General features: G+C 71.0%; 17 protein-coding genes. 12 read left to right on the forward strand and 5 right to left on the reverse strand.

All coding sequences use genetic code 11. The annotated features are described in order from the left end of the window. From ACP7CD_RS15975 to ACP7CD_RS16020, 10 genes are all read left to right on the forward strand, one after another. A partial coding sequence (locus tag ACP7CD_RS15975; protein ID WP_426120614.1) for a biotin/lipoyl-containing protein occupies positions 1–207 on the forward strand: 207 nt, incomplete at its 5' end. A gap of 172 nt (positions 208–379) precedes the next feature. After that, positions 380–2,773, forward strand: coding sequence for a phosphoenolpyruvate synthase (gene ppsA, locus ACP7CD_RS15980; RefSeq protein ID WP_095651863.1), 2,394 nt, complete (start codon positions 380–382; stop codon positions 2,771–2,773). Between the two features lie 94 nt (positions 2,774–2,867). Continuing rightward, on the forward strand, positions 2,868–3,695 hold the full coding sequence (locus tag ACP7CD_RS15985) for a pyruvate, water dikinase regulatory protein (RefSeq protein WP_109244636.1): 828 nt from the start codon (positions 2,868–2,870) through the stop codon (positions 3,693–3,695). A gap of 181 nt (positions 3,696–3,876) precedes the next feature. Then, positions 3,877–4,128, forward strand: a complete 252-nt coding sequence (locus ACP7CD_RS15990) for a hypothetical protein (RefSeq protein ID WP_109221892.1) — start codon at positions 3,877–3,879, stop codon at positions 4,126–4,128. A 365-nt stretch (positions 4,129–4,493) separates the two neighbouring features. Continuing rightward, positions 4,494–5,099, forward strand: coding sequence for a TetR/AcrR family transcriptional regulator (locus ACP7CD_RS15995; protein WP_426120615.1), 606 nt, complete (start codon positions 4,494–4,496; stop codon positions 5,097–5,099). A 5-nt stretch (positions 5,100–5,104) separates the two neighbouring features. After that, positions 5,105–6,091: a DMT family transporter gene (locus ACP7CD_RS16000; protein WP_249033735.1), complete on the forward strand. Its 987-nt coding sequence runs from the start codon at positions 5,105–5,107 to the stop codon at positions 6,089–6,091. Between the two features lie 261 nt (positions 6,092–6,352). Beyond that, positions 6,353–7,804 (forward strand): L-lactate permease, encoded by a 1,452-nt coding sequence (locus ACP7CD_RS16005; RefSeq protein WP_426120616.1) that lies wholly within the window; start codon positions 6,353–6,355, stop codon positions 7,802–7,804. Between the two features lie 252 nt (positions 7,805–8,056). Continuing rightward, entirely contained in the window at positions 8,057–9,208 is a 1,152-nt protein-coding gene (locus ACP7CD_RS16010; protein WP_426120617.1) for an AI-2E family transporter, read from the forward strand. A 544-nt stretch (positions 9,209–9,752) separates the two neighbouring features. Next, positions 9,753–10,796: an NAD(P)-dependent alcohol dehydrogenase gene (locus tag ACP7CD_RS16015; RefSeq protein ID WP_426120618.1), complete on the forward strand. Its 1,044-nt coding sequence runs from the start codon at positions 9,753–9,755 to the stop codon at positions 10,794–10,796. A 60-nt stretch (positions 10,797–10,856) separates the two neighbouring features. After that, complete coding sequence (locus ACP7CD_RS16020; RefSeq protein WP_095649936.1) at positions 10,857–11,426, forward strand: DapH/DapD/GlmU-related protein; 570 nt, start codon at positions 10,857–10,859, stop codon at positions 11,424–11,426. A 74-nt stretch (positions 11,427–11,500) separates the two neighbouring features. Here the strand turns inward: ACP7CD_RS16020 and ACP7CD_RS16025 are convergent, their stop codons facing one another. Next, positions 11,501–12,142, reverse strand: a complete 642-nt coding sequence (locus ACP7CD_RS16025; protein WP_426120619.1) for an isochorismatase family protein — start codon at positions 12,140–12,142, stop codon at positions 11,501–11,503. Positions 12,143–12,303: 161 nt separating this feature from the next. Between ACP7CD_RS16025 and ACP7CD_RS16030 the strand changes: the two genes are divergently transcribed. Both ACP7CD_RS16030 and ACP7CD_RS16035 read left to right on the forward strand, forming a co-directional pair. Further along, positions 12,304–13,272, forward strand: coding sequence for a GlxA family transcriptional regulator (locus tag ACP7CD_RS16030; RefSeq protein ID WP_426120620.1), 969 nt, complete (start codon positions 12,304–12,306; stop codon positions 13,270–13,272). A 97-nt stretch (positions 13,273–13,369) separates the two neighbouring features. Continuing rightward, complete coding sequence (locus tag ACP7CD_RS16035; RefSeq protein ID WP_095649933.1) at positions 13,370–13,936, forward strand: LssY C-terminal domain-containing protein; 567 nt, start codon at positions 13,370–13,372, stop codon at positions 13,934–13,936. Here ACP7CD_RS16035 and ACP7CD_RS16040 read toward each other — a convergent pair whose 3' ends face one another. The 4 genes from ACP7CD_RS16040 to ACP7CD_RS16055 form a co-directional block, all read right to left on the reverse strand. Continuing rightward, positions 13,937–15,265, reverse strand: coding sequence for a serine hydrolase domain-containing protein (locus ACP7CD_RS16040; RefSeq protein ID WP_426120621.1), 1,329 nt, complete (start codon positions 15,263–15,265; stop codon positions 13,937–13,939). It lies immediately after the preceding gene. Between the two features lie 300 nt (positions 15,266–15,565). Continuing rightward, entirely contained in the window at positions 15,566–16,747 is a 1,182-nt protein-coding gene (locus ACP7CD_RS16045; RefSeq protein WP_109221868.1) for an SGNH/GDSL hydrolase family protein, read from the reverse strand. 37 nt (positions 16,748–16,784) lie between these two features. Beyond that, entirely contained in the window at positions 16,785–17,906 is a 1,122-nt protein-coding gene (locus tag ACP7CD_RS16050) for a zinc-binding dehydrogenase (RefSeq protein WP_426120622.1), read from the reverse strand. Between the two features lie 79 nt (positions 17,907–17,985). Next, complete coding sequence (locus ACP7CD_RS16055; protein ID WP_176475254.1) at positions 17,986–18,894, reverse strand: SPFH domain-containing protein; 909 nt, start codon at positions 18,892–18,894, stop codon at positions 17,986–17,988. Positions 18,895–19,232 lie beyond the last annotated feature (338 nt).

The raw sequence follows: 19,232 nt of genomic DNA on the forward strand, positions 1-19,232 counted from the left end.
GCCGCCCCGTTCGCCGGGGCGGTGACCGTGACGGTGGCCGAGGGCGACACCGTGGAGGCGGGCGGCCAGGTGGCCACCATCGAGGCCATGAAGATGGAGGCCTCCATCACCGCCCCCACCGGCGGCACGGTCGCCCGGGTCGCACTGACCGGGGTCACCCAGGTCACCGGTGGGGACCTGCTGCTGGTCCTGCGCCCCACCAACTGAACCCTTCACAACCCCGAACCACCCCGTCCCCTGCCCCCTGCTCTGGGCCCCCTGTCCCGGCAGGAGCTGGTCGGCCCTGACCGCTGATGTTCCTGCGGCCGGCCCGGCGGGCAGAACCGATCTTCAATCCACTGGCACCCCGCCTGGGCGGCGCCCACCGAAGGAGTTCTCCTTGACCTCTGTCCTTCCTTTCACCGACATCGACCTCTCCGACCTCGAGGAGGTCGGCGGCAAGAACGCCTCTTTGGGTGAGCTGATCCGCAACCTCAGCAGCGCCGGGGTGCAGGTCCCCGGTGGCTTCGCCACCACAGCCACCGCGTTCCGCCAGTTCCTGGCCGCCGACGGCCTGGACGACCGGATCGCCCAGACCCTGGAGGGCCTGGACACCGCCGACGTGACCGCCCTGGCCGCCGCCGGTGCGCACATCCGATCGCTGATCCGCAACGCACCGCTGCCGGCCAGGCTGGAGGCCGGGATCCGGGATGCCTACGAGAAGCTGGCCGGAACCCACCCGGCAGGGGTGTCCTGGGCAGTGCGCTCCAGCGCGACCGCCGAAGACCTGCCCGACGCCTCCTTCGCCGGACAGCAGGAGACGTACCTCAACATCCGCGGGGTGGGGAACGTGCTGGCGGCGGTCAAGGACGTCTTCGCCTCCCTCTACAACGACCGGGCGATCGCCTACCGGGTCCACCACGGCTTCACCCACGCCGAGGTCGCGCTCTCGGCCGGGGTACAACGGATGGTGCGCTCCGACGTCGGCGCCTCGGGGGTGATGTTCACCATGGACACCGAGTCCGGGTTCACCGACGCGGTGTTCATCACCTCCTCCTACGGGCTGGGGGAGGCGGTGGTGCAGGGGGCGGTGAACCCGGACGAGTTCTACGTCTACAAACCGGCCCTGGCCGCGGGGCGGCCCGCGGTGCTCAAGCGCGGGCTCGGAGACAAGGCCCTGCAGATGACCTACACCGACTCCCAGGAGCTCGGGGAGACCGTGGGATTCGTGCCCGTGCCGGATGAGCAGCGGGGGCGGTTCAGTCTCACCGATGCGCAGGTGGAGCAGCTGGCCCGCTACGCGGTGGCGATCGAGGAGCACTACGGCCGTCCGATGGACATCGAGTGGGGCCTGGACGGCACCGACGGGAACCTTTATATCCTGCAGGCCCGCCCCGAGACCGTGGTCTCCCGCCGCGGGGCCGGGGCCGTGGCCCGCTACCGGCTCCACGAGACCGGCACGGTCCTGGTCGAGGGGCGGGCCATCGGCCAACGGATCGGCGCCGGACGGGTACGGGTGCTGGAGTCGGTCGAGCAGATGGCCTCCTTCCAGGCCGGGGATGTCCTGGTGGCCTCGATGACGGACCCGGACTGGGAGCCGATCATGAAGAAAGCCGCCGCGATCGTCACCGACCGCGGCGGGCGCACCTGCCACGCGGCGATCATCGCCCGGGAACTGGGCATCCCCGCCGTCGTGGGCGCCGGGGACGCCACGACAGCGCTGGCCGAGGGGGACCCGGTGACGGTCTCCTGCGCCGAAGGCGAGGCGGGCCTGGTCTATGCGGGCCTGCTGGACTACACCGTGGAGGAGACCACCCTGGGCGCGATGCCCGAAGCACCGCTGAAAGTGATGATGAACGTGGGCACCCCCGAGCAGGCGTTCTCCTTCGCTCAACTGCCCCACCACGGGGTGGGCCTGGCCCGGTTGGAGTTCATCATCAACCGCCAGATCGGCATCCACCCCCTGGCCCTGCTGGCCGTGGAAAACGGGTCCCCGGATCTGCCCGCCGAGGTCGCCGGGCAGATCCGGGAGCGGATCGCCGCCTACCCCGGACCCCGCCAGTTCTACATCCAGCGCCTGGCCGAGGGCATCGCCACGATCGCCGCCGCCTTCGCCCCGGAGCCGGTGATCATCCGGCTCTCGGACTTCAAGTCCAACGAGTACGCCAACCTGCTCGGCGGCCCGCAGTTCGAGCCCGACGAGGAGAACCCGATGCTCGGATTCCGGGGCGCCTGCCGGTACCTCTCGGAGAGCTTCCGGGCCGCCTTTGAGCTCGAGTGCGAAGCGGTCGTCCACGCCCGTACCACCATGGGACTGACCAACATCAAGCTCATGGTCCCCTTCGTGCGCACCCTCGACGAAGCCCAAGGTGTGATCGAGCTGCTGGCCGCCAACGGCCTGCACCGCGGGGTGGACGGGCTGGAGATCGTGATGATGTGCGAGCTGCCCGCCAACGCCCTGCTGGCCGGGGCGTTCCTGGAGCACTTCGACGGGTTCTCCATCGGCTCCAACGACCTCACCCAGCTCACCCTGGGCCTGGACCGCGACTCCGCCCTGGTCGCCTCCTCCTTCGACGAACGCGACCCGGCGGTGAAGAAGCTGCTGGAAATGGCCATCACCGCCTGCAAGGAGCGCGGCAAGTACGTCGGGATCTGCGGCCAAGGCCCCAGCGACCACCCCGAGCTGGCCGCCTGGCTGCTGGGCCAGGGCATCGACTCCGTGTCCCTGAACCCCGACGCCGTCGTGGACACCTGGCTGGCCCTGGCCGCCACCACAGCACAGCCGGCCCTGTGAACACCCTGGTCCTGGCGCCGCCGGCGCCAGGACCAGGGCACCAACCCCCACCCGGACCACCGGACATCCCCACGAGAAGACAACGGAGGCACCCGTGACCGATTCCTGCCCGGTGGCGTTCTTCGTCTCCGACAGCACCGGCATCACCGCCGAGACCCTCGGCAACACCCTCATCACCCAGTTCCCGGCCCAGCGCTTCGAACGCCACACCGTGCCCTTCCTCACCACCGCCGAGCACGCCCACCAGGTCGCGGCCCGGATCACCACCGCCGCAGGAACCGGCCGCACCACCGTAGTGTTCTCCACCGTCGTGGACCCGCACCTGCGCGGCATCCTCGAGGCTGGCGCCGGATACTTCGTGGACCTCTTCGGCTCCCACATCCACCAGCTCGAAACCGCCCTGCACACCACCGCGAACCCCCAACCCGGCAGGGCCCACGGGCTCGGCGACGCCATCCGCTACCAGTCGCGGATGACAGCCGTCGAGTACGCCATGGAACACGACGACGGGCAATCCATCCGCGCCCTGGAACGGGCCGATCTGATCCTCATCGCCCCCTCACGCTGCGGCAAGACCCCCACCAGCATGTACCTCGCCCTGCAGCACGGCATCCGCACCGCGAACTTCCCCCTAGTCGACGAAGACTTCGCCCACCGGTCCCTGCCAGCACCCATCGCCGCCTACGCGACCAAGTGCTTCGGACTCACCTCCAAACCCCTGCGACTGAGCCAGGTCCGCCAGGAAAGACGCCCAGGCACCGTCTACGCCTCCCTGCCCCAATGCACCTGGGAACTGCGCAACGCCCAACAGATGTACGCCCTCAACGACATCCCCCACCTCAACTCAGCCTTCATGTCCGTAGAAGAAATTTCCGCCACCATCCTCCAGAGAATGGATCTCCAAGAAACCGGCATCGGCTGAAAACACCGAGGCACCAAGCCGTAGACGCCCCCATGTGTAGGTGCGGCCTTTATGGTGTCTCACGATGTGGACATGTCCCTCGGCTCCTGTATTGATTACTGGTGAGTAAGGTTACTAGTCTGTTTTGCATAGACAAACGTCTAGTGCTCGGCTCCAGGAGGCTCCCATGGCAGGAACGTTAATGAGCGTCGCCACAGGCGCAGGTGGTGTGGCCACTGCGGCGGCCATGATCCAGCTGAGCCTGTCGATCGGCACCAGTGGTGCGCTCGAGCCGGCGGCGATCGCTCTGCTCATGATCGGGGCGGTGGCATTGATCGCTCGTGTCGTCGTGGACTTCGAGTCCCAGTCGCGCCAGCACGTCGATCGGACCAGGGCACAGATCGAGGCCCGCCGACACCACCAGCAACAGCACCTCCTGGACGCACGGTCGTAGCTGCTGCTGCGGCCGTTCGCGTCCCAACATTTAGAGCCACAATGGCAAGTTCCTTTGAGAACTTCTCAACTACGGCTTTACATATGGCCCGGATACCGGCCAACGAGTCGCGGCAGTTACTGCATCTACTCCCACATCCCCTCCGGCTTCCTGAATCCGCCGCGACTGAGAACCGGCCTTGCGTCCCACATCCTGCACGTGGCTGCCGGCGTGGCGCAGCCTGTTGGGCTGGGTGCGCGAACTCCTGGCCGGACCAGCCAGCCCGTGGCGAGGCGCACTCGTTACCTCAAGACCGTGCCGGGCTGCACCAAGGTTGTCGCCACCTCCTTCTTAGGTAGACTGCTCTACCTAAGAAGGAGGCGAGCATGACGACACCACAGCACAGTCCCGCGCAGCGCCGCGGGTCGGCCCGACAGCGGCTGCTGGAGGCGGCCGCGGGCCGGTTCTACGCCGAGGGCATCACGGCCACCGGCATCGACGCGATCACCGCCCAGGCCGGGGTGGCGAAGATGAGCTTGTACAACAACTTCGCCTCCAAGGCCGCGCTGGTGGAGGCCTATCTCCAGGACCGGCACGAGGAGTGGCTGGGCCTGTACCGGGCCCGCCTGGGAGAGGCGTCCACGCCCCAGGAGCGGGTGCTGGCGGTGTTCGACGCCTACCTCGATCACGCTGGTCTCGCCTACGATCACGGTTTCCGCGGCTGCGGGTTGCTCAACGCCGCCGCCGAGCTGCCCGCCGGTGATCCGGGGCGGGCGGTGGTGCGCCGGCACAAGGAGCAGGTCGAGGACCTGTTGGTCGAGCACCTGGGCACGCTGACCGATCCGGCCGCGGCCCGCCAGTTGGCGGAGCACTTCAGCTTCCTGCTGGAGGGGGCGATGGCCCGGGCCGGGCTGGAGGGCGACCCGGCACGCCTGATCCATGCCCGGACGATCGCCGGAGGCCTTCTGGCCGGACTGGGGGCGGGGCGGTGAAGGGCGTGGCCGGGGGGATCGTCGCGGTCCTGATCACCGCGTTCCTGTGGGGCACCACCGGTACGGCGGCGACCTTCGCCCCGGAGGCCGGCCCCTTGGCGATCGGTGCCGCCGCGCTGGGAGTGGGCGGACTGCTGCAAGCAGGGATCGCCGTGCCCGCCCTGCGCCGGGCCCGCCCGATGCTGCGGGCCCACGCGAGGCTGGTGGCCGTCGGGGCCGGTGCGGTGGCGGTCTACCCGTTGGCGTTCTACTCCTCGATGCACCTGGCCGGGGTGGCCATCGGCACGGTCGTCTCCCTGGCCTCGGCCCCGCTGGCCTCAGGGGTGCTGGAACTGATCCTGGAGCGCAAGCCGCTGAGCCGGTGGTGGGTGCTGGCGGCGGTGCTGGGCATCACCGGCAGTGCCCTGCTGTGCCTGTCCAAGACCGGTCAGACGACCGCATCGACCACCGACACCGTCACCGGGATCGGGCTGGGCCTGGTGGCCGGGGCGACCTACGCCCTGTACTCCTGGGTGGTCCACCGGCTCATGGGCCACGGGGTGGGACGGGCGGCGGCGATGGGTGCGGTCTTCGGGACCGGCGGGGTCCTGCTGCTGCCCGTGCTGGCCGCCACGGGGGCGCCCCTACTGGCCTCGAGCCAGTCCTTCGCCGTGGCCGCCTACATGGCCCTGATCCCGATGTTCCTCGGCTATTACCTCTTCGGGATCGGGCTCACCCGGTTGCGCCCGAGCACGGCAACCACCCTGACCCTGACCGAACCGGCCGTGGCGGCACTGCTGGCGGTCCTCGTGGTCGGCGAACAGCTCGCGGTGCTCGGCTGGATCGGGCTGTCAATCCTGGCCGCCGCCCTGATCGTGCTGGCGCTGGCACCGACCAACACCACCGGACCCCGACCAGCCATCGCCGGCGCTTCCGGCGAGAGCATTCCCGCCGGCACGAGCCCAACCACCCAGAAAAGACCGGCCCAGGCCGCCCCGGCACTGCTGCCATGACGGCGGCGCCGGCACGGGACCGATGCCCCTGAGCGAACAGGACGCTGAACCGCACCCGGATGGGCGATGGTCTCCGCAGGCAATGAGGGTCCCATCGCCGCTTTACATATGGCGGACTACCGGGCGGGCTCACGAAGCGGTGGCGCAGTAGGAGTTGCCCTCCGCATCCGTGATCACCCGGACGCCGTCGGGGCGTAGCATCGGCCGGTGACAGCGATCTGACAGGAGAAGTGTGGAGGTGGGCCGCCGTTGGACGTGCTCATGGCGGCCCTGCCCATGGTCCTGACCTTAGGTCTGCTCCTCGTGCCGGCGCCGCCATGGGTGGCTCCCGCGGTCGGACTGGTGTCAGCCGTGGTGATCGGCCTGGCCTGGTTCGGCACCCCTGTGGCGGAGATGTCCTCGGCCTTCGGCGAGGGCTTCTGGATCCTGGTCGAGGTGCTGGCGATCATTGCCGGCGGGATCCTGCTCTCCCGCGTCATGGACCGGACCGGCGCTCAGAAGAAGCTGGCCCGGTGGCTCTCGGACGGCGGCGGCCCCACGGTGCTCTCGGCGCTGCTCATGGTGCACGGGGTGGTGCCGTTCATGGAGACCGTCACCGGGTTCGGCGTCTCCGTGATCATCGGGCTGCCGCTGCTGCTGTCCCTGGGGTTCACGCCGTTGCGAGCGGCCTCGCTCTCGCTGGTGGCGCTCATGGTGGGCCCGTGGGGCTCCATGGGCCCCGGCACGCTCCTGGGCTCCCAGATCGCCGGCGTCACCCTGCAGGACCTCGGGGTGGCCTCCGGCGTCCTGAACGTCATCGCCTTCCTGGGATCCGGTGCCGTGGCCGCGGTCATCGCCGGCCGGGGACTGCCCACTTCCGACGGCCGGCCCCGACCCGCTGACTACGGCGCCTGGATCGGCATGGGACTGGTCTCGGGCGTGGTGCTGTCCGTCCTGGTCCTCGCCGCCAATCTGGCGTTCGGCACGGCCGTGGCCGGTGCGGTGGCCACCCTGGTGATGTCCGCCGGCTGGGCCGGCGTGATCAGCCGCGGGCGGATGGGGCCCGTCCCGGGCCGCGCTCTGGTGCCGTACCTGGTGCTGCTGGGGGGCACCATCATCGGGCAGCTCCTCGAGGGCCTGCTGCCGCCCGGCGGGTTCGGCGCGGTGCTGGGCTCGCCGGCCCTGTGGTCCATCACCGGCGCCCTGGTCGGCGTCGTCGTGCTCTCCTTGGACAGGGAACACCGGCGGCGACTGCCGCGGGAGATCCGCCGGATGTGGCTCCAGGTGGCGGCGCCGACCGGCCTGTACCTGGTGCTGGGCAGCGCGGTCTCCGGGGGCGGGCTGGCCGAGGCGCTGGCCGCGGCGCTGACCGGGCTGGGGCAGGCCTACCTGTTCCTGGTGCCCATGGTTGGTGGTCTGGGGGGATACATCACGGCCTCGGGCACGGGCGCCAACGCCATGTTCGGCGGCACCCAGGACGCAGCCGCGCGTGCCCTTGGCATGGACCCGCTCTGGATGATGGCCTCCCAGAACGTGGCGGCCGGACTGGCCTGCCTGGCCAGCCCGGCGCGCATCGAGCTCGCCTACCGGATCGCCGGCCCACTTCAACGGGCGGACACCCCCGGGCCCGTCCTCACTCGCGGGGCCCTGGTGGCGAGGACCCTGCCCTTCGTGCTGGTGTGCTTGGTGCTGTGGGGCATCGGGAACATGCTCTGGATGCCGGCGGCAGGCTGACTCCCGCTCCGAAGTCCACGCTGTCGACCGCGGGCCGGTGGGGCGCTGCCCCGGACGAGCACGGGCGGCTCGTGCGCGCCATCGCCCGTGAGCACACGGAGACCGCCCCTCGTGCCGCGTCGTCGAGCCGTCCGTCCTGCGGTCGGCATCGGCCGGGCGCGTCGTCGGGTGCCGTCCGGGGTCTTGGCATCGATGAGTCCGGGGCGCATCCTGAACCCAGGCCAGCGGCGGAGCGGGGGAGGGGCGATTCTGGTGACGCGTCCACGGCATCGCAGGATCTCGCATCCTCGTGACCTGTGGGCGGACCCGCTGGGGCGGGCGACCATCCGGGCCCTGCAGGGGCTGGTGCTGCTGAGCGCGACGGCGGTGGTGGTCTACGGGCTGATCCAGCTCAAGCTGGTGGTGATCCCGCTGCTGGTCGCACTGATCCTGGCCGCTGCGCTGAACCCCCTGGTCGCCTCTCTGCGCCGGCACCGTGTGCCCGGGGCGCTGGCGACCTGGATCGTGTTCCTGGCGGCGATCGTGCTCCTGGGCGGGGTGGTCACCGGCATGGTCTTCGCGGTGCGCAACGAATGGAACGAACTGGTGGCCTCCGCGGTGGGCGGGCTGGAACGGCTGCGGGAGTTCATCGTGGCCGGGCCGGTGCCTGTCGGCCAGCAGGCCCTGGACGAGGCCATCACCGCGGTCGTGGACTTCATGGCCAGCCCCCAGTTCGGCGCCGGGGCGCTGCTGGGGATCTCCGCGGCCACCCAGGTGGTCACCGGCGCGGTGCTGGTGGCCGTGATCCTCTACTTCTTCCTCCAGGACGGGGCCCGCATCTGGGCGTTCGTCCTGAGCCGTTTCCACGGTGAGACCCTGGAGAAGCTGCTGACCTCGGGCACCACGACCCTGCACGTGCTGGGCGGCTATGTGCGCGGCACCGCCGTGGTGGCGCTGCTGGAAGCGGTGGTCATCGGCGTCACCCTGCTGGTGCTGCGGGTGCCCCTGGCCCTGCCCCTGTCGGTGCTGATCTTCCTGGGCGGCTTCATCCCCATCGTGGGAGCCGCCCTGATCGGCGGCGTGGCAGTCCTGGTGGCCCTGGTGGCCAACGGCCCGGTCGTGGCGCTGGTGGTGGTGGTGGTGGTGGTGGCCACCAACCAGCTCGACGGGAGGGTGCTCCAGCCGATGGTGCTGGGCCGGGCCCTGAGCCTGCACCCGCTGGTGGTGCTTCTCGCCCTGGCCGCCGGCGGGATCCTCTCCGGCGTCGTCGGGGCCGTGCTGGCCGTCCCGCTGACCGCGGTGGGATGGGCTCTGATCCAGATCTGGTTCCCGAACCCCCGAAACCCCGATGTCCTGTCCCGGCCGGCTGCGCGTCCCGGCGTCCGGCTGAAGCCACCGGCCCCGGACGCGCCCGTCGACGGGTGACGGCCTCGGGGCGCCGCAGGACCGGCAGCGTCACCGGAGGACGGGGGCGGATGGACGCCGCCGACGTGTTCCCTTGCGGACCGATCCACCGCCGGGCGGCGCCTTTCTGCGGTCAGGGCGGCAGCCAACTGGGTTCATGACGGCGTCCTGCCGGTATGAGTCGGTGATCCGGGTGGGGGCCGGACGGATGCACATCCGGATGTTCTACGTTGGCGAGACCTCCTCGGGGAGGTCAGCTCGACACCGCCTCCCATCACCGAGGACCCGCAGCGGGAGAACTCTCATCACCGCGGCGACGGTGAGCCCGAGCGCAGCAGCACCCCCGGGCTGCCACCAGCCACAGTGTGAACGGGGAAGCACCGACCCTGGGGTGCTCTCCCGGTACGCCCTTCACCAGGGACTCCCTGAGCTCTGCCGTTCCTGATGAGGTGGTGCAGTCGCTGATCCGTCGGGTCCTTCCCGCACGCTCGGGCGACTGCGCGGACGGGTCTCCCGCCACGTCCGCCCGATCCGTTCCGCCGCCCCCACCGCACCAGGAGACCCCTTGCTGACCGTCAACGCCTACGCCGCCCCCTCCGCCGACGCACCGCTGGAGCCGACCACGATCACCCGCCGCGAGGTGGGCCCGCACGACGTGCTGATCGAGATCGCCTACGCCGGGATCTGCCACTCCGACATCCACACCGTCAACGGCGACTGGGGGCCCCAGCACTACCCCCTGGTGCCCGGCCACGAGATCGTGGGCACCGTCGCCGAGATCGGCCCCGAGGTCACCGGCCACGCCGTCGGGGACCGCGTCGGGGTGGGGTGCATGGTCAACTCCTGCGGGCAGTGCACCAACTGCCGCAACGGGGACGAGCAGTACTGCGCCGAGGGCATGGTGCCCACCTACGGCGGGGCCGACCGGGACGGCACCATCACCCAGGGCGGCTATTCCACCCACGTGGTCGTCGACGCCGGCTTCGTGCTGTCCGTGCCCGAGTCCCTGGACTTCGCCGCGGTCGCCCCGCTGCTGTGCGCCGGGATCACCACCTACTCCCCGCTGCGCCGCTGGGGCGCCGGCCCGGGCCGGAAGGTCGCCGTCGTGGGCCTGGGCGGACTGGGGCACCTGGCCGTGAAGATCGCCGCCGCGATGGGCGCGGAGGTCACCGTGCTCTCGCAGTCGCTGAAGAAGAAGGAGGACGGGCTGCGGCTGGGTGCCGAGCACTACTACGCCACCTCGGACCGGGCCGCCTTCGAGCAGCTGGCCGGGTCCTTCGACCTGGTCCTCAACACCGTCAGCGCCGTGATCGACGTGGACGCCTACCTCTCCCTGCTCACCGTCGACGGGGCTCTGGTCAACGTCGGGGCCCCGGCGGAGCCGCTGAGCCTCAACGTCTTCTCCCTCATCGGCGGTCGGCGCACCTACGCCGGGTCGATGATCGGCGGCATCGCCGAGACCCAGGAGATGCTCGACTTCTGCGCCGAGCACGGCATCGTCCCGGAGACCGAGCTGATCTCCGCCGACCGGGTCAACGAGGCCTACGAGCGGGTGCTGGCCTCGGACGTGCGCTACCGCTTCGTCATCGACGCCGCCACCCTGGTCTGAGCCCGCGCCCAGGCGCTGGGCCTGCGGATCCCGCCGCCCGGACATCACCGAAAGGACACCATGGAACTGACCGATCTTCTGGAGGCGCTCGACGCCGGGCGCACCATCACGGGGGACTCGCCCCTGCACGAGGTCATGCACCGGGTCAGCCAGGAGGCCCTGCGCATCACCGGGGAGCTCAACGGCGGATACCGGGAACCGGCCCGGGTGCGGGAGCTGCTGGCCCAGCTCACCGGCAGGCCGGTGGACGCATCGGTGACGGTGTTCCCGCCCTTCCACTCCGACTTCGGGAAGAACATCACCCTGGGCAAGCGGGTCTTCATCAACTCCGGGTGCACGTTCCAGGACCAGGGCGGGGTGGTCATCGGCGACGACTGCCTGATCGGGCACAACACGGTGCTGGCCACCCTCAACCACGACCTCGCCCCCAGCCGCCGGGCGGACATGCACCCGGCCCCCATCGTGATCGGCCGCAACGTCTGGATCGGGTCCAACGCCACGGTTCTGCCGGGCGTGACGATCGGCGACGACGCCGTCGTGGCGGCGGCGTCGGTGGTGACCAAGGACGTCCCGGAGAGGTCCGTGGTGGTGGGCTCCCCGGCACGGGTCGTGCGCTCCGTGAGCGACTGAACCGCGCCGGGTGGGTGTCCTTCGGTGGACCCCGGCCCGCCCCCCAGCGCGGCTGGGCGGTCACGACATGCCGTCTAGGAGCCGCTGGTGAACGCTTCCGCTCCGTTCATCGCCGAGGCGACGAGGTTGCTGCGGACCGGCGACTCGCCGCCGGCGACCGCCCCGATCCAGGCGTCCGTGGTGGTGACCGCGGCGAAGTTCGACTGCAGCAGCACCATCAGGGTGCGGTGCAGATCCTCGGCCGAGACCTGACCGGCCTCGTTGGCGAGGTGGATCGCGCCGGTGGCGTCGGAGAGGATCTCGGCGGCGAAGCCGAGCCCCTCGGCCTCGACCGCCGTCGCCAGGTCGCAGTTGTTGGTCATGTAGCCGACGACCGTGATCGTGTCGACGCCGCGCTCGCGCAGCCACTCGGCCACGTCGGTGCCGGCGAAGACGCTGCCGTACCCCTTCACGACCTGCTTCCACTGCCGGTTGTCGAGCTGCTCGAGATCAGGGTGGAGCGGATATCCCGCCGAGCCGGGCGCGAAGATGGGTGCGCCCTCGTCCGTCTCGTGCTGGACCATGACGACCGGCATATCCTGCTCGGCGGCGACCTCGAGGACGCGGCTGATGTTGGCGAGCGACTCCTCGCGGGGCGGGTACTGGATGGACATGGGGCCGTCGAAGTACTCCATCTGGGCGTCGACGACGATCAGGGCGCGGCGGGGAATGGTCACGGGATCTCCTCTGAAGAAAGCGGTGGGCCAGCGGTGGTGCATGGCCTGCAGTCCATGTTCGGATCCGACCGGGTTCCACCGCGACTGGCCCGCGGGCATAATGACGATGAGATCGGGCCATTCTTGCTGCGCAGCGGCCCCGGGGGGAGGAACGAGGTCTGGTGCGGATCGCGATCCATGCGTTCGACGGTGTGACGATGTTCCACCTGGCCGTGCCGCAGCTGGTGTTCGGCGAGGTCACCCGGCTGGGCCTGGCCGAGGGCTGGGACACGGTGCTGTGGAGCACGGGCACGGACATGGTCACGACGGCGGAGGGCTACTCGCTGGGCCGTCTCGCCGGGCCAGAGGCTGCCGAGGACGCCGACCTGGTGGTGATCCCCTCCTGGCCCTATCCGCCGGTGGCCGTCGACGAGCCGCTGCGCGCCGTGCTCACCCGCGCCCATGCGCATGGGTCCGGTGTGGTGGGTCTGTGCATGGGGGCCTTCGCCGTCGCCGAGGCCGGTCTGCTGGGCGGGCGGCCCGCCGTGACCCACTGGGAGGGGATGGACGAACTCGCGTCCCGTCACCCGGAGCTGGCTGTCGAGGACTCGGTGCTCTACATCGACCACGACGACGTCATGACCTCCGCCGGCACGGCCTCCTCCCTGGACGCCTGCCTGCACCTGGTCCGCAAGCACCTGGGTGCCGCGGCCGCCAACCGGGTCGCCCGCAGCCTGGTCGTGGCCCCGCACCGGGAAGGCGGCCAGGCGCAGTACATCCAGCGCCCGGTCGCCCGGCCCGACAGCGGGGATCCCCTGGCCGCCACACTGGACTGGGCGATGGCCCGGCTGCACGAGCCCCTGTCCATCGACGAGCTCGCCGCCCACGCCCGGATGAGCCGCCGGACCCTGGTGCGCCGCTTCCGCGACACCACCGGCACCACCCCCGCCCGCTGGGTCCTCGCGCGACGCCTCGACGAGGCCCGCAGCCTGCTCGAGACCACGCGCTGGGGTGTCGACCGCATCGCGCTGGCCTGCGGCTTCGGCAGCGCGGTCACCCTCCGGCAGAACTTCGTCTCGGCCTACGCGACCACGCCGTCCGCCTACCGGCGGAGCTTCGCCCTCCGAGAGGCTGGCGGGGATTCCCGTTAGGTGCAGGCTCCGGAACGTCCGGAGCACCCCTTAGCCTGGGAGCACCACGACCGGCGCCGCGGACGTCCGGTGCGGGAGACGGGGCGGGGAGCACGAGATGGATGCAGGACGTGGGCACCCCGACAGCGACGAGCGGAGCCCGCAGCCCAGGGGCGGTGCCCGGCGGGCCACCGTGGTGCTGTGGGCGCACCGGTTCGGCTTCCTCGTCACCAGCGTGCTGGCCGGCTGGGGCGTCTACCACCTCGTCCTCGAGGAGATCGACGACGACGGGCGTCTGCCCTGGTTGTTCCTGCCCCTCTGGGTGCTGTCGGCCTATGTGCTCCTGCCGCGGTTGAACCGTCTGCTCACCGGCATCTACGTCCCCAGCTACTTCATCGGGCGGGCCCGCACCTCCGACGGCCTGCTGGGGGACCCGGTCAACCTGGCGGTGGTCGGCACCCCCGCGCAGCTGTCCGCCGCGATGGTCGGGGCCGGCTGGACCGCCGCGGACACCGACCGCGAGCGTGATCTCGTCGTCTCGTCCCTGCAGGCCGTCGGCGCCACGGTCCACGTCGTCGAGCAGTACTCCACCGGCTATCACGCCCGCAACGGAGGCGGGGACGCCATCGAGACGGACGGGGACCTGCCCATCATCGATGTCCGCCCGATTCGGTGGAGCGGGTGATCAGCGTTCCGGGTTGGGGGTGAAGGTGTGGCCCAGGGCGGTGGAGACCTCGGCGAAGATCCGTGTGGCCGGGGTGGCGCACGGCAGGGTCCTGGGGTCGTCGGCCAGCACCGGGGACTCCGGGCAGTGCCCGGAGGGGATGTCGCTGGTGGCCTGCACGACCACGGTGGTGTCGGTGGTGGTGTCGTAGTAGACGGTGGTGTTGTACCCGGGCTGCGTCCCGGTGTGCCCGACCCAGCCGTCGATGCACCCGAAGCCCAGCCCGTAGCCGGACTCGGGGGGCTGGAACGAGGTGAGGCGTTCTCGCTGGGCCTCCGGCTCCAGCAGTCCGTGCCCGGTGCCCAGGGCCCGGCCGTAGACCAGCAGGTCGTCCACGTCCGAGATCAGGGCCCCGGCGGTGGCTCCCCAGCTTGGGTTCCAGTGCGTGGCGTCGGCCGGCGCCTCCGGCGTCGCGGTGTCGCCCTGGAGCGTGAAGCCCCGCGCGTAGGGTTCCGGCATCTCGGTGGAGTCACCGGGCCAGACGGTCTCGTCGAGTTCCAGCGGGTCGAAGATCTGCTCCTCCAGGACCTCCCCGATCGGCTGGCCGGTGACCTGTTCGACGACGAGGCCCAGCAGGATGTAGTTGGTGTTGGAGTAGTCGAACTGCGCGCCGGGGGCGAACAGGGGGGATTCCGAGACGCCGACGGCGACCAGCTCCTCCGGGGTGAAGACCTGCTGCGGATCCGCGAAGAAGCGGTCCGTGAACTGGGTGCTGCGGGTGTAGCTGGCCACCCCGCTGGTCATGTCCGCCAGCCGGCGCAGGGTGATCTGTTCTCCGTTGGGGATGCCGTCGACGTAGTCGGCGATGGGGTCCTCCAGGGAGAGCTCACCCTCCTCGGCCAGCTGCAGGACCAGGGTGGCGGTGAAGGGCTTGGTGACCGATCCGACGCGGGTGTGCACCCCCACCTCCATGGGCTCCCCGGTGGCCGGGTCGGCCACCCCGTAGGCGGCCGTCCAGGTGCCCTCCGGGGAGGAGACCCCCACCACCGCACCGGGGGTGGAGGCCTGCGCGAACGAGGCCCGGGCGGCGGCGTCCAACGTCGTCGCCAGTTCCTCGGGCAGCGGCTCGGACATCTGCGCGGAGGGTTCTCGGGTGACGACGTCGTCGACATCGGAGACACAGGCCTCGGGGCCCGTGGCCGGAGCCGACGGTGCCGCCGCGGCGACCGGAGTGGCCGCCGGCCCGGCCGGGGAGGGCGGCGCGGCGGTTGCCCCGCCGGTCCCGAGGAGGAGCGCCGCCGCCGTGGCGGCGGCGAACGTGCGGCGCGTGGAGCGTGCAGGTGCGGACATCTTCGTTTCCTTCTCGATCGGCGCAGGCCGCTTCCGGGAAGGGCCTGCACCCGGAGAGCAGTGCTTCTGGCGCAGTCGCCATGGGCGACGATGTCGACCCCTGCGCCGCACTCCACCGCGAAGGCACATCCCGACAGCACGCACGGGCCGTGGAATCGATGAGATGACGGGCCGGTCCACGGCCCCGGATCACGCACCGGCCCCGGCGAACGCGTGGGACAGGCGGTGCCCCCAGCGTAGGACGGCCCTCCGGGCCGGCCGGCCGACCTGCCCCGGATCGTTACCCAACCGCCGAAGATGTCACGCCCCTTCGCCGGCCGGCAGCGAACCGTGGCCGAGCACGAACTCGGCGAAGCGCTCGCCGATCCGCAGGTGCGTGGTCGCGTCGGGGTGGAGGGCGTCGGGCAGGGGGAGCTCCCGGGCGTCGGACTCCCCGTAGAGCTCGCGTCCGTCGAGGTGGAACAGGTGCGGATCGTCGTGCGCCCGCTCCGTCACGATCCGTGCCAGTTCGGCACGGATGACCGTCAGGGTGAGCTTGCCGGCGGCGACCTCGCCGGGGTCGCCGGTCGCCCGGAACCGCAGCTCACCCCGGGCGAGGGCGTCCGGGTCGAAGGCGCCGGGTCCCGGGGTGTTCTCGTGGATCGGGCACAGGAGGGGGGAGATCACCAGCAGCGGGGTGTGGGGATGGCCGTCGCGGATCGTGTCGAGGAAGCCGTGCACTGCGGGGCCTAAGGCCCGCAGCCGCATCAGATCGAGGTTGACCAGGTTGATGCCGAGCTTGACGCTGATCAGCTCGGCTGGGGTGTCCCGGATGGTGCGTGCGGTGAACGGGTCGAGCAGCGCGCTGCCCCCGAAGCCGAGGTTGAGCAGATTGAGGTCGGCCCGCCTCGCGGCGACCGCCGGCCAGGTGCCGGTGGGATGCACCGCGTTCGAGCCGTGGCTGATCGAACTGCCGTGGTGCACCCACCTCGGGCGCGGGTCCTGCACCGGTCGGAGGGGGGCGTCGGAGCGGAGCTCGGCCAGTTCCACGGTCTCGTTGTGCGGCATCCAGAGCTCGACCGTCTTGGGGCCCCGGGGCAGATCGTCGAAGACGACGCCGCCGAGCCCGGCCTGCGTGATCTGCCGGTCGCCGGTGGTCATGTCGATGCTCACCACGGTCGCGGCCTCGAGGCCGGCCTGCCGGGTGCGCCGGCCGTCGACCAGCAGGTCGAAGATGCCCGCCGGGCGCGGTGGTGCGCCCTCGTACCGGAAGCGTGTGGCGCGCCCGCGGAGCTCGACGCGGCTCGCCTCGGTCGCGAAGAGCAGCCGCGCGCCCGAGGGCTGGGACTCGGCCATGGCCAGCTGCGGGTCGCGGGCCTGGTTCCTGGCCCACGCGGGGAGGCGGTGCGGGATCACTCCGTCGTCCGTGTGCTCCAGCTCCACGACGCCGTGGAGGAGCTCGTCGGTGACGGGCGTGGTGCAGTGTCGGTCGGGGATCGGCATGGTCCTCCCAGGGGGTGTCGGGCCCGGCAGCGGTGGTTCAGGGTGCGGGGTCGGGCGGGATCAGGGCGAACTTGCCCACGTGCGTCTTCTCGAGGAACTCCCGTTGGGCGGCCGCGATCTGCTCGAGCGGGAAGACCCTCGCCAGCAGCGGCCGGATCTCTCCGCGCTCGATGTAGGAGACGAGGTCGGGGAACACCTCTTCGTCCCACGCCGTGCAGCCGATCAGGGTGAGGTCCTTCAGGTAGAGGGTGCGCATGTCGAGTGCGACCAGGGGGCCGCCGATGGCCCCGGAGGAGACGTACGTCCCGCCCCTCCTGAGGAGGTCCAGCACGGCCGGGAAGCCGGGGCCGGCGACGTTGTCGACCACGACGTCGACGCTGTCCGCGCCCAGCACGTCCCGCGGGTCGTCCCGCCCGACGACCTCGTCGGCGCCGAGGGCGCGGACCTGGTCCCGCTTGGCGTCACCGGCCATGCCGACGACGTGGGCACCGCGCCGCTTGGCCAGCTGCACCACGGCCGATCCGACGCCGCCGGAGGCGCCGGTCACCAGGACCCGTGCCCCCGTGGTGACGCCGGCGCGGCGGACCATGTTCTCCGCCGTCCCGTAGGCGCACGGGACGGTCGCCAGCTCCGCGTCGCTCCAGTCGCAGTCCACCGGGAAGACCTCGTGCGCCGGGACGACGACGAACTGCGCAAATGCTCCGTCGAGATCGGAGCCCAGCCAGGTCGTGTCCCACGAGGAGAAACCCTTGGTGCGCATGCAGGCGCGGACCAGCACCCGCGCCCCGAGGGCGGACTCGTCGCCCCCACGGCCGACGGCCGCGATCCGCCCGCAGCAGTCCGCGCCCTGGATCAGCGGGAACGGGGTTGCCGCGTTCCAGCCCCCGTCCGGTCTCGTCGAGGCGTCTCCGACGGCGTCCTCGGACACATCGTTCGTTCCTGCCGTCACCGACGACGAGTACCAGCCGAGCCTGGTGTTGATCTCGGTGTTGTTCATGCCGGCCGCCAGGACGCGGACCAGCACCTCGCCCTCGCCCGGCTCAGGGATGGGCACTCGGGAGAGCACGAGACGGTCGTAGCCGCCGACACCGGTGGTGACGACCGCCGTCATGGTCCCGCCGGCGACGCGCGTCCGCGGGAGGGGTGGAGTCGTGGTCATCCCTCATCCTGGATCACGGTCGGTGCTGATGCCAACGGGCTGACGGTCGCGGTGTGCGTGCGGGCGGGCCGAGGCCGCGCTACCGGTTCGTGTTCACGAGGACGTCCGCGGCGTCCCCGCCGAAGCAGTTCCAGGTGGCCGGCAGGGGCCCGTTCTCCTCGACGTTCCAGTTGTTCGTGATGGTCAGGCACTCGAGGACCAGGTTCTCCGCCGTGACGTTCTTGTTGCGCTCCCGGTCCGCCTCGGCATCGATCCTGGCCTGCTCGAGACGGGACTGGGCGCGGTCCACGTTCGCCTCGGCCTCCACGACCCGGTTCAGCGCGTCCTGGGCGGTCTGGTCGAGCGCCGCCGGCGGCAGCGCCACGGAGTCCAGCTGCACCCCGTAGGGGGACAGGCGTTCGGTCAGGGCCTTCTCCACGGCCTCCCGCACCTCTTCCACCTTGCCCTCGGCGCGGGCCTCCGCGGGGGTGTAGGACGCCAGGACGGTCGCGACCGCCTCCCTGGCCGCGGGCTGGACGAGCATGCCGTCGACGTTCTCGAACTGCCGGTACCGGGACCACAGCTCCTGGGCCTGTTCTCCTGTGATGGTCCACTGCACGGTCATGTGCTGGGTGCCGGAGCCGCCGCCGGCGAAGGCGATCGGGGCGTCCATCTCCGAGCGCTGCAACTGGGTCGAGAAGGTCTCCACCTCGGCCCACGGCGCCTTGATCTGCCATCCCGCCTGCAGGGTCCGGGAGTACTTGCCGAGGCTGGTCTCGATCCCCACTTCACGTGCGCCCACTCGGGCGAGAGCCGTCCCGGCCGTGACGAGCAGCAGGAGCACCAGGGCGCTGACAGCGGTGAGGCCGGCCGCCTTCCTCATGGCGCTGGGGTGGATGTGCTCGCCGTTCGCGTCCTTCCGGACGGTCTCCTTCGGGGACATCATCCAGCCGACGATCGAGATCACGGTGACAAAGGCCAGGACGATGGCCGTGACGATGTAGAACATGGCTTCCTGCTCTCCACTCCTCGGACTTCTCGCCGCCCACCGCCCTCGGCGCGGCAGTTCACTGATGTGAACGATTCCATGCCGCGACATCGTGGCGGCCGCGGATCCCGGGTGTCGCCGTCCCACTCTTTGGGGGACCGGGGTGCCTGCCGGAGCGCCACCGCCTCCGCGCAGGCCGCGGTGCAGGGCTGACGGGCGAGATGCGTCCGGTCACGGACTGGGAGCAGGCACAGCGGCCTGGTTCCAGAGCGGTCAGTGGGCAACCCGGATCAGAGTCGGCTGTTGGTGCGCCGCCTCCTCTGAGCGTGCGTCATCGAGGTGGCCGTGGGCGACGCCTC

The sequence above is a fragment of the Kocuria sp. LHG3120 genome, assembly GCF_049897445.1.
Lineage (GTDB): Bacteria > Actinomycetota > Actinomycetes > Actinomycetales > Micrococcaceae > Kocuria > Kocuria rosea.

Bases quoted from the DNA above. Each gene is read 5' to 3' on its own strand.
- ACP7CD_RS16040 (WP_426120621.1), bottom strand. From the start codon at position 15,265: ATGTCCGCACCTGCACGCTCCACGCGCCGCACGTTCGCCGCCGCCACG.
- ACP7CD_RS16055 (WP_176475254.1), bottom strand. From the start codon at position 18,894: ATGTTCTACATCGTCACGGCCATCGTCCTGGCCTTTGTCACCGTGATC.
- ACP7CD_RS16020 (WP_095649936.1), top strand. From the start codon at position 10,857: ATGGAACTGACCGATCTTCTGGAGGCGCTCGACGCCGGGCGCACCATC.
- ACP7CD_RS15990 (WP_109221892.1), top strand. From the start codon at position 3,877: ATGAGCGTCGCCACAGGCGCAGGTGGTGTGGCCACTGCGGCGGCCATG.
- ACP7CD_RS16045 (WP_109221868.1), bottom strand. From the start codon at position 16,747: ATGCCGATCCCCGACCGACACTGCACCACGCCCGTCACCGACGAGCTC.
- ACP7CD_RS16005 (WP_426120616.1), top strand. From the start codon at position 6,353: ATGGCGGCCCTGCCCATGGTCCTGACCTTAGGTCTGCTCCTCGTGCCG.
- ACP7CD_RS16050 (WP_426120622.1), bottom strand. From the start codon at position 17,906: ATGACCACGACTCCACCCCTCCCGCGGACGCGCGTCGCCGGCGGGACC.
- ACP7CD_RS16035 (WP_095649933.1), top strand. From the start codon at position 13,370: ATGGATGCAGGACGTGGGCACCCCGACAGCGACGAGCGGAGCCCGCAG.
- ACP7CD_RS15995 (WP_426120615.1), top strand. From the start codon at position 4,494: ATGACGACACCACAGCACAGTCCCGCGCAGCGCCGCGGGTCGGCCCGA.